Source organism: Kocuria sp. CPCC 204721 (genome assembly GCF_040980945.1).
In the GTDB taxonomy this organism is placed as follows: Bacteria; Actinomycetota; Actinomycetes; order Actinomycetales; family Micrococcaceae; genus Kocuria; species Kocuria marina.
Window position 1 is genome coordinate 26,899 of the sequence record NZ_JAVKPO010000020.1, and the last position, 10,044, is coordinate 36,942.

Here is a 10,044-nt window from a genome sequence, read left to right on the forward strand (position 1 = left end):
TAAGCCGTATCGCCGTAAACCCGGCCCAAAAAAGTCCCCCGCCCGGCTTGTGTCTAGCGTTGAACGCGAATAAACTAAAGAGTGTTCAGGTGGGAGGAACAACCCGCCACCACTACCGGAAGGACAGGGACCATGAGCGAATACCTCGCAGACACCTACCAGAACGCCTTTCAGCTCGGGGAGGCCGCACTGAAAAACGGCCACGGCCTCACCATCGACACGGACGCGGGGGTGGATACCTACTGGGGTCCCGACCTCGCCCGGTTCATGGACGAACTGGCCCCCGGCGAACCCTTCGGGATTGTGGCCGTCGTGCCGATGCCCGAGGCCCCGGAGGACGAACCAGCGTGCGCGTGGACGATCACCCGCGATCACCTCGCGGACGCCGACCAGACCGGCAGCAAGTGGACCTATGGCCCGGGCGAGGTGTCCGAGCGACAGGCGGCCATGCTCACCGCTGGCGCGCCCCTGGTGGACGGATACGAGCGGCACGTCTTCCGCATGTACGACGACGACGGGGAGCTGTACTACACCGGCCGCGCCGTGTTCCGTGTGGAAGAAGGCCCGTTCTTCGAGGACGTGCTGCTCGCCCCGCTGGTGGACTTCGGCACCCCCGACGCCGGAGCCGTGCGAATCACCTGGCACGGACACCCCGACTGGGAGTGCTCCTGAGCACCTGAAACCCCGACCCACGCGGCCGCCGATCCCCTCCACGGGGAGCGGATCGGCGGCCGCCGCCCCGCAGCCGGCGGAATCCGCCGGCCGAATTGAACAGGAGCACGAGATGACCTCCGAAATGCTGTCCGACCTGGACAAACGAGAGATTTGCGCCGACCACCTGGGCAACCTCCGCGCGCTACAGCGCCGCGCAGCGCGAACCCCGCTCGCCCCGTACCTGGCAGAGATTCCGCGATGCCTGGTGCTGCCCACCGATCCGCGATGCGGTGACCCGCAGCTGACCAAGGCCACGGCCCTAGAGGTCGCAGGAGCCGCCACGCGCGCCGCTGGCCGCATGGAGTCGCTGACCCATGTAGACATGGCCCTAGAGCTGTCCAAGGCCGCCATGCGAGCCTATGAGACCGCGTGCGACCTGCTGACCATGAGCCCGGGGACCACCCCCAGGGCATGAAAAATGCCCCCCGGCCGCTGGCGGATGCCAGGAACAATGGGCCGGGAGGCCACACCGAAAGGACGATGCAATGCCCAAGACTATCCCGCGCGGCGCGCACCTTCACGGACTGAAAGAAGCCGCCGCCGTGGTCGGCATGACGCCCCAGGGCTTCATCAAGGCCGGAACACCCGAGCCAGACGTGTGGATCAACGACACGCGAGGATGGACCACGGAGACCCTGCACGAGTGGCAGCGCACCCGCCCCCGCGGACGCCGCACGCTCACGGACGAGCTGCGCGCGCGCATCCTCGCGATGCGCGAGGAGGGGCACAGCATCGCGGAGACCGCCGCCGCGTGCGAGGTGAGCAAATCCACCGTGGCGCGCGTGCGCGCCGAGGCTCGCGGGTGAGCGCCTACTATGCCCGCCTAGCTGCGGTCGCCATGATGAACCACGGCATGAACCGCGACAACTTCCACGAGCTTGCGCGCTGGGCTGAGTACGCGGCCGCGCACGGTTACACCGAGCGCGGCGTGCTGGTCACCGGAGACGGCCGCCTACACGCCGAGACCATCCACCCACCGATCCCACCACCGGACCCCCGAGAAGGCCGCGCCCCGCGCCCGGTGCACCCACCGTGGCAAATCCGCGCGAGTACCTGGCGCGGACCAGGAGACCCGCCAACACCACCAACGGCGATCAGTGACGCCTTAGACATCATCCAGGCCGCCACAGGCCTACCCGTGGCCCATATCCCCGACTGGGAGGTCTGCACCGGATGGGCGGGCCCCGACGTGGAGCAAAACTCGTCACCGTAGGTCCATTTCGCACACCCACGTTATGCACCGGATTTTGCTACACCCATGGCGGCCGGAACCGGCACCAGAGCCGAGCGCAGGGGAGCGGTGCAAAAACGACCGTTACTGCACCTATAAAGTGGTGAAGATCAGAACAAACATTTGGAGGCATCATGAACGAGACACCCAACCCCTTGCCCCTGCCCATCGCTCAGTCATCTGAAGATCCGGATGAGGTGGCACGGGAACTATTCAAGGAAACGGGAGGGGAACCTACCACTGACACCCCGCTGGGAACCGCCTGGCTCTGGCATACCGCACTTGGAGATACCGACTCCTACCGGACGTCTCTCGACAGGCTTGCTCTGAACCCGAGTGCCTGGGGCGGCTACCGGCAAGTTGCTGAGATGACGTCGCATCTGTCAATCATGAGCGTTGTTGAGGACTGCGAAGACGATCCGGACATCAAGTACGTCAAGTTCATCGACTACTCCGGCGATGGTCTCGGACGGGCATTTGAGGATGCAGCGTTGAATGAGTTCTTCGCCTTGACCGTGGTCCGCCCTGGTGTTCCTGGACCGTTGTGGCGCGTTTGGGGCCTTACTCAGAACGGGTTTCCCCCGGCCTCCGAAGTCCGCGGGTGAAATCGTCGTTCTAGCCAACGGCCGGAGGCCCCATGAAGATCGGTTACGCCCGCGTGAGCACCCGCGAACAGGCAGCGTCCCTGGCCACCCAGCGCGAGGCGCTGACGGCCGCAGGGTGCGAGCGTGTCTTCGAGGACACAATCAGCGGCGCGCGCTCCACCCGCCCCGGACTCGATGCCGCCCGCAGCCACCTCCGTACCGGTGACGCCCTGGTGGTCACCCGCCTGGACCGGCTGGGCCGCTCGATGCGTGACACCGTGAACACCGCAGCCGAACTCACCGAGGAGGGTGTGCGCCTGGTGCTGCTGGACATGAGTCTGGACACCGCCACCCGCGAGGGGCGACTGATGGTCGGCATCCTCTCCGCCCTGGCGCAGCAGGAGCTAGAGACCATCCAGGAGCGCACCCGCGTAGGACTGGAACACGCACGAGCACAAGGCCGGGTAGGCGGCCGCCCCTCGAAGTTGAGCCCCGCCCAGCGCGCGGCCGCGCTGGCCGCACTGCGTGGTGGGCTGTCCGTGTCCGAGGTCGCCACCCTGCACGGGGTGAGCCGGTGGACCATCACACGGCTGCGCGACGCAACTTCCAAGGAGGAATGACATCCGCACCCGGGCCCCGATCCGGTTGAGGTGGGCACGTCGCCAGATCGCTCGGCACTTGGCGTGCGCTAAGCGCACGGCCTGGGCGAAAGCCAGGCGGGTCCTCTACCGGGTTAGGCGCATATAGGAGTCGAAGAGCAGTTCCTGCCGCTCCAAAGCGGTGCGGCATCGGCGGGGCGCGCCGATGATTTTATCCATGATGGTGTCGAGCTGGTCATGGGCGCGTACCAGTTCCGGTGCCATGCCCAGCGCCGCGTAGTGCTCATCCAATGGCCGGTCGGGATGCTGAGCCCGGGCATCGAGAATTTTGGTCCCAGCGGAGGACAACGCCGCGCGTTGCTCGTCGGTCAGCGCGGGCATGGGGAAGTTGTTCCAGGTGATCGTGCTGGAAAACGACGGGTCAGACTTCATCCGACCGCCCACAGTCTTCATCCAGGTCCAAAACATGGAGGAGGAGGCTACGGCGAAAGCAATGCCGTGCGGGTCCACGGCCCCGTAGACCTTGTTCGAGATGATGACCTCGGGCTCGAAATGGGAGACCGGCAAGTAGTGGCGGTTCTCGCTGCTGACCTCGGGGATGCCCACGAAGGGGACGTCGGAAACCAGCCCGAGCTGGCGGAACAAGTGCGGGAACCGGGCCCAGTCCTGCGTGGAGGCAGCCGTGGAGGCCTCGCGCATTGCGGCCACGGCCTGGAGACGCCGTTTGAGCTCGGGGGAGTGTGCGGGGTCGCCGGGGTTCATCTCGCGCAGCCACAGGCACCAGCGTTGTTGGCTGCTCAGCAGCTCTTTGGACCCGACGTAGGGCCGCACATATGGGGCCATCACGGGATCGGCCATCACCGCGTCGTACTCAGCCGGAGTAATGACGAGGTTTCCGCCGTCGGCCGGTTTCGACCCGTAATCGACCATCGGCAAGTCTGGAGCCAGCGGGGTGGTGCGTTTGCCGACCAGGACTTCGGGACCATCGACGAGGTAGGCGTTGATGGTCTTGACTCCGGTGACCTCTGTGGGGGCGGATCGCACCGTGGCGTAGTCCCACAGTCGTCGTTTCTTGGCGCGGTCACGGGTGAAGCCGATGATGACGCAGTGCACGGCGGCTTTTCCGGGGGCCTCGGAGTCCCACTGGAAGGTGCGGTGGGCGAACTTGATGCGCCACCCGGTTTCGTAGATCGGCTCGAACAACCGCGCTGTCTGGTCGCCCTGGGTGATGGAGTTGGTGGTCACGAACGCCCACTCCCCGTAGCGGTTCTCCAGCAGCCGCAACGTCATTGCGTGCCAACTGGTGACGAAGTCCAAGCGAGAGAGCTGTTTGGTGCCACCCCAGGCTTGGCGCATCAACGCCAGTTGCGCTGCGGTGCGGGTGTGGTCCCCCAGAAATGGTGGGTTGCCGAAGACGTAGGTCTGCCCGGTAGGTTCGGGCAGGGTCTGGGTCCAGTCCAAGGTCAGGGCGTCGTGGTGGACGATGTGAGCGGTGATGCGGATCGGTAGGCGGTTCGGTGCCGCGCCGCGGGCTTTGGCCAGGGCGAGGTTGGCCTGGTGGTCTACGAGGAACATCGCGGTTTCGGCGATTTTGGCCGGCCACCAGTTGATCTCGAACCCCCAGAACCGGTCGATGGTCAGCTTCTGCTCAAAGCTCACGTCATACGTCAGGTCCATCGTGCCCCACCGCTTGTTGCGGGCGACGATCAAATCCGTCTCGATCTCGCGCAGCCGGGCGTAGGCGACGTTCAGGAAGTTCCCTGCCCCGCAGGCGGGGTCGATGTAGAGGTTCGCTGCCATCTCGTCCTGGAGCTCATCGAACTCCCGACGGGTGGCGGACTTCTTGGCGATCAGCCGGTCCGCCCGGGAACGGTAGTCGTCCAGGAACAGCGGGCCGATGGTTTTGAGGATGTTCGCCTCGGAGGTGTAGTGCTCACCGTCCCCACGCCGGGCCTTCTGGGACTTCACCAGCTGGAACAGGGCGCCGAACACCGCGGGGGAGATGTGGGTCCACCGGAACCGGCAGGCCTCGATCAGTGCTTGGCGCATCTCGGCGGTGAGGTACGGCACCGGGGAAGAGCCGTCGAAGATTCCCCCGTTGACGTAGGGGAACTTGGCCAAGGTAGCCGGCACCCGTCGGCGCTGGGACTCGGGGGTGTTCAACAGGTTGAACAGGCCCTGGAGCTGCGGGCCGAGGTTGTCCGCGGTGGTGTCGGACTCCACCCAGCGGCGGAACAGATCGTCTTCCCACAGCCCGGCGTCATCACCGTAGAGCAGGAATAGCAGCCGGGTCAGCAGCACAGAGGCCTCCTGGGCCAGGGCGTCCTCGTCCTCGGGATTAGTTGGGGCGTCATCGCCGACACCCTGGTCGGCCTCGTCCCCGACCACTGCCTGCCACAGCGCAGCCATGCGCGCGGCCGCGTCCAGGGACGCGGCCTTCTCCTCAGCCTTGGTGACGGTCTCCTGCCCCGCCAGGAACATCAGCTGATCGACGTGGGCCGGGGTATCGGCCAAATCGAACTCGACCGTCCAGGGATCATCACCCATCCGCTCCACCCGCAGGTGCTCGAAATCGGTGACCAACACGAATCGGGGCCACTCGAAGGAATTGATTGAACCGCCCGAGAGGTAGTCCAGGACCTGACGGTGGGCCTTGCCCAGGTCCTCGCCCAGGGACTTGGCCTCACCGATGGCCACACCCGACCAGAAGAAATCGATGTAGCCTGTACCGCCGGTGGAAGCCCGAATGGCGTCCCGCTCGAATAGGTCCATCCGCTCCGGGATCACCCCGAAACAGCGCAGCAGAGCAGACCAGAACTGCTGCGCGTAGGACTTCTCGGTGTGCGTCTGCCCGTTGGCCCGCCACCCCTCGATACGCTCCGTCCACTCCCGAGCGAACTTCGTTAGGGCGTCACGTGCGGTTCCACGATCCATTTGCGTCTGCATAGATCAAGGCTAATAGCTGCTTCCAGTGCAGACGTGCACCCACATGAGCGTGGAGCGCGCCCGGACATGGGGTCAAGAAGGGGGGCATCCATCGAATCAGCGGGCGGCCTGTGAGGTGCCAATCGTGTTGACTAGATGTACTGACCGGACACGTTGATTGAGGCTACGTGGGTATCGTCACGGCCTGATCGTGCGCACGCGGTAGTCCGTGAGGGTTAGCCCAAGAAGAGTGCGCGCTTCACGACTCAGGTGCGCCTGGTCAACGAAGCCGTGGCGGACTGCGACATCGGCCAGCGCTTCATCCGCATTGCCACGGATCCATTCGGTCGCTTCTTGGAGGCGTCGGCGGCGGATCATGGTGTAGGGCGACAGGCCCACGTACTTGGTGGTGAGGCGGTTAACCGTCCGGGTCGAGATACCCAAGGCGCCCGCGAGGTCTTGCACGGGACTGCAGCGCTCTGAGGCACCACAGATGATGTGACACCTCTCCGTGCAGCAGTCCCCTGCCTTGCCCATCGGACCAACGTTCAGCGACTTCTTATGATGCGACTCCACCAAGATCACGCTGCGGTACGGCGCCCCAGTTCTTCTTCGGTCAGCGGCTCGAACTCTTCGTCCACCTGGACCCGGTACTCAGCGACGAGATCCCGTCCGTTCCGACGATGGAGGGCGGCACGGTCCGTGTTGAGCTGTTTGTGGTCGGGGAACTCATCATTGAGCGCCGACTTCATGGGCTTCCACAGCCGGCCGTTGGCATCAATCCTTTGGCGTTCCTGTTGCACGGAGGTCGTGGCAAAGCGGTTGTAGAAGCCGTCCGGGTCCATCAGGAGTCGCCAGAATACCCAGCCCTTAGGAATGAGCAGGAGCTGTCGGTCGAACACGTACGGGAGCGTGAAGAATTCTTCTTCCCACGTCTGAATCTGCGGACGATAGACACCGATCTGCTCGGTGCTCACGTGGCGGCCAAGCGAGGGGTAGCGCTGGACCATCTCGTTGGTGAACTGGGCCAGCACAGGATAGATGACGCGCGTGGTGAGATCGGAGATGAGGTCATCACCAACGTGATGGATGAACAGGGGAATGTCCTCGATGCGTGTCAGCGCAGCATCGACTGCGGCGGGATTGTTGCCCAGAAGGTCCCACAGGTCATCGGCGATACCCGGGCCAATCGCGTGCCCGCCGATCCTGCCCTGGCTGAATCCCAGGCGGTTTTCGTTGGGTTCGCGCAATCCGGACAGCAGAGCTCGTCCGCGCGCCTGATCGTCACGACCGGGACTCTGGCGGAGTCTCAGGACCTCGGCGAAGTAGGCTTGCAGCAGGGCTTGCGCCTGGCGGGCTCGCGGTTCGGTGGAGTTGCGAATGGCGCTGGGGTCGAGGAACAGCTGGTTGTCCTGCTCGAGATGGACGTCGAGGAACGGGACCTCATCATGGATGGCGTAGTGCTCAGTGATGCGCATAAGGAAGTTCTTTCTCTCTAGAAACTGGGGGCGGCCGTGGGGCGCATGCACGCATCCGCCCCACGGCTAGGGATTGGTTCATTTGCCACGCTTCTTCGTGGACTCGTTGGTCGTCGTCTTGGGGTGACGCTTGACCGTGGACTGCTTGACAAACCGCCCGGTGACCGAGCTACGTCCGCGTTTGCCTGCCATGTATTCCTCCTTTCTGCATCGGGTTCGGTACAACGTATCAATCCTAACACATCGATTCATTTTCACTACATTGCATCGGAAGTGGCACAATGGAGGCATGACTAGAACAACGGTGGACTCGCAGCGCCTCTACGCGACACTGGAGGCTGCGAAAAACGAGCGAGGGATGTCCTGGCGCGAGCTGGCTAAGGAGATCGGAGTCAGTCCGTCCCTGCTGTCCCGGCTGGGGAACGGCCTCAAGCCGGATGCGAACGGCTTCGCCACCCTGGTGGCCTGGTTGGGGATGCCTGCGGAGAACTTCTTCGACTACGAAGAGGGAGGCGCTTCCCACCCTCGGGAGCCTCAGCTCATGACCAGGCTGGCACCGCTCCTGCGCGCAGAGAAATCACTGACTTCCGAGGACGTGGAGTACTTAGAGAAGGTGATCGGCGCTACAGTTGCACATGTAAAGTCAAAGGGTTGACGATTGCCCCATGCGTCGCGGGTTCAAGACAGAGAGCAAGCAGTTGGCGCTGGAGGTACGCGCCGAGATTGGATTGGGGCCTCATGATCCCTTTGACCCGTATCATCTCGCTGAGATGTACGGCATACGGGTTGTCCGACTGACCGACCTAAATGAATCCGATGCCGTCCGGCACTTCACAGAGGTCAGAGTCAGTGCCTTGTCGGGCGCCCTCATTCCTGACGGCTCGAGCTTGCTCATCCTCGAGAATGACATTCACACGCCCCAGAGACGACGATCGACGCTCAGCCATGAGATGGCTCACGTCATCCTCGAACACTCTTTCGGGGTAACGCTTGCATATGACCGGAAATGCGGGCTCGGCGGCGACAGCGAGAATGAAGCGGATCTGCTGGCCGGGGAACTTCTTATCCCTTTCGACGCCGCCCTACGTCAAGCATGGAAGGACGCAACTAACGAAGAAGTCGCCACCCTCTTCGAGGTGAGCACCCAGCACGCGGCGTGGCGGATGAACGCAAGCGGCGCAAGAAAAATCGTGCGCCGCACGAGGGCTGCACGCCAACGGAGCTGATCAACTCGTCGAACTTCACAAGCCGGAACGTAGTCCGCGCGGCGTTGCCGATAAGGCTTGCATCCAACCACTAATGCTAATTGCACTGACAGAGGCTTCGGCCGCAGGTGGGGGCTGGACCACCCCTAGATTCTGCCAGTCCGTCCTTGACCAGCCTCGACCTCTCCAGTACCGGACTCCTAGGCAGGGGGTATATCAAGCAGGTCGACGTGGCGATGGCCTAATGGGGCCAGGAGCTCGAACTGATGGCCTCTGTGAAGACCATAACTGACTCTTCCGCAGTCCCACGGGGCTTCTTCGTAGCGCCCAAAAGATCCAGAGGCACGGAAGGCTCGCTTCACCCTGCTAGCTTGCTCGAGGAACCTCGTCCAGCAACCACACGGTCCATTGCCTTCAAACGACGAGCCTCGCCTTGAGACTTCGTGTAGATTGACTTCCCTCCGCGAGACTTCAGGACGACCTTGAACTGACCGCCGCGGACCCCGTTCTTACGGCCCTTGCTGACGCTCTTCGCCATCACCGTTCGCCCCCTCACCAGGATTGTCCATGCCATTGTCCTCCAGGGATTCGCCCTCGTCCACAGCCTGACCCTGAAGGGCGTTCGAAGACCCAGCACTTTCGGCCGACGCGAGCACCTGGTCGAACATGTCGGTCAGCAAGTCCTTGTCCTCCGCCAGGATCCGGGGGGCTTCCATCAGGTACAGCGCCCCCAACACGGCCGCATCTCGGCGCACCTCTCCCGCCGCAGGATCTTCGGTGGCGTCGCCACTGTAGCTGTCCACGAGCTGATCAATCGCCCACTGAGTGCGCTTCCAGGACTGATCCCGCCGATACGTTCGATACGCGACCAGAGCTGTGAGGAAGACGCCGAACCCGGCAACAATCCGTAATCGCTCCCCCGAGGCGTCAATCATTGCCCACGTCCAGTCGAGCCCCTGAACTACCTGGCCGCGCCAACCCACGACTACCAAGACCGCTGCGACCAGCAACAGAATGAGGATCTCGACACGGAACCTTCGCCTAGCGCCACGCACCTGTCGCGCTTGACGGTTCGTCCAGTTCTGGACGAGTCGATAGAAGCCAAGTCGGGGATTGGTGGCATCCCCACCTTCCGACGAGGCCTCGCCATCACTCGCGTTGCTCACAGCGACAAAGGTATCCGGCCGGCTCCTTCGTGGGTCAAGTCCCTGGTAGTGGTGTAGCGGTCGGGACTGTAAGAAAAACGGTGTGTGAGGGTCCGGCCTGATCCGAAAGGAGACGGCCGTGACCGACTTCACGACAGACAGG

11 protein-coding genes are annotated in these 10,044 nt (G+C 63.6%); 7 read left to right on the plus strand and 4 right to left on the minus strand.

Going from position 1 to position 10,044, the window contains the following annotated elements:
- The first annotated feature begins 132 nt into the window (after positions 1-132).
- The 5 genes from RF637_RS12810 to RF637_RS12830 all read left to right on the plus strand — a co-directional run bounded on the left by RF637_RS12810 (position 133) and on the right by RF637_RS12830 (position 3,149).
- Positions 133-672, plus strand: coding sequence for a hypothetical protein (locus RF637_RS12810; RefSeq protein WP_368845039.1), 540 nt, complete (start codon positions 133-135; stop codon positions 670-672).
- A gap of 112 nt (positions 673-784) precedes the next feature.
- Positions 785-1,129 carry a hypothetical protein gene (locus RF637_RS12815; RefSeq protein WP_368845040.1) on the plus strand — a complete coding sequence of 115 codons (345 nt, stop codon included), beginning with the start codon at positions 785-787 and terminating at the stop codon, positions 1,127-1,129.
- Positions 1,130-1,199: 70 nt separating this feature from the next.
- Positions 1,200-1,520 (plus strand): helix-turn-helix domain-containing protein, encoded by a 321-nt coding sequence (locus RF637_RS12820; RefSeq protein WP_368845041.1) that lies wholly within the window; start codon positions 1,200-1,202, stop codon positions 1,518-1,520.
- A gap of 559 nt (positions 1,521-2,079) precedes the next feature.
- Positions 2,080-2,550: a hypothetical protein gene (locus RF637_RS12825; protein ID WP_368845042.1), complete on the plus strand. Its 471-nt coding sequence runs from the start codon at positions 2,080-2,082 to the stop codon at positions 2,548-2,550.
- 32 nt (positions 2,551-2,582) lie between these two features.
- Complete coding sequence (locus tag RF637_RS12830; protein ID WP_368845043.1) at positions 2,583-3,149, plus strand: recombinase family protein; 567 nt, start codon at positions 2,583-2,585, stop codon at positions 3,147-3,149.
- A gap of 105 nt (positions 3,150-3,254) precedes the next feature.
- On the opposite strand, the gene RF637_RS12835 is transcribed toward RF637_RS12830, so the two are convergent.
- From RF637_RS12835 to RF637_RS12845, 3 genes are all read right to left on the minus strand, one after another.
- Positions 3,255-6,074: a DNA methyltransferase gene (locus RF637_RS12835; RefSeq protein ID WP_368845044.1), complete on the minus strand. Its 2,820-nt coding sequence runs from the start codon at positions 6,072-6,074 to the stop codon at positions 3,255-3,257.
- 177 nt (positions 6,075-6,251) lie between these two features.
- Positions 6,252-6,518 (minus strand): helix-turn-helix domain-containing protein, encoded by a 267-nt coding sequence (locus RF637_RS12840; protein WP_368845045.1) that lies wholly within the window; start codon positions 6,516-6,518, stop codon positions 6,252-6,254.
- Between the two features lie 116 nt (positions 6,519-6,634).
- Positions 6,635-7,531 carry a hypothetical protein gene (locus tag RF637_RS12845; protein WP_368845046.1) on the minus strand — a complete coding sequence of 299 codons (897 nt, stop codon included), beginning with the start codon at positions 7,529-7,531 and terminating at the stop codon, positions 6,635-6,637.
- Positions 7,532-7,820: 289 nt separating this feature from the next.
- Here RF637_RS12845 and RF637_RS12850 point away from each other — a divergent pair, with 289 nt between their 5' ends.
- Entirely contained in the window at positions 7,821-8,186 is a 366-nt protein-coding gene (locus RF637_RS12850) for a helix-turn-helix domain-containing protein (protein WP_368845047.1), read from the plus strand.
- Positions 8,187-8,196: 10 nt separating this feature from the next.
- Positions 8,197-8,757 carry an ImmA/IrrE family metallo-endopeptidase gene (locus tag RF637_RS12855; RefSeq protein ID WP_368845048.1) on the plus strand — a complete coding sequence of 187 codons (561 nt, stop codon included), beginning with the start codon at positions 8,197-8,199 and terminating at the stop codon, positions 8,755-8,757.
- Between the two features lie 488 nt (positions 8,758-9,245).
- Here RF637_RS12855 and RF637_RS12860 read toward each other — a convergent pair whose 3' ends face one another.
- The gene (locus tag RF637_RS12860; protein ID WP_368845049.1) at positions 9,246-9,902 is read right to left on the minus strand and encodes a hypothetical protein; all 657 of its coding nucleotides are present in this window, start codon (positions 9,900-9,902) and stop codon (positions 9,246-9,248) included.
- Positions 9,903-10,044: the final 142 nt, after the last annotated feature.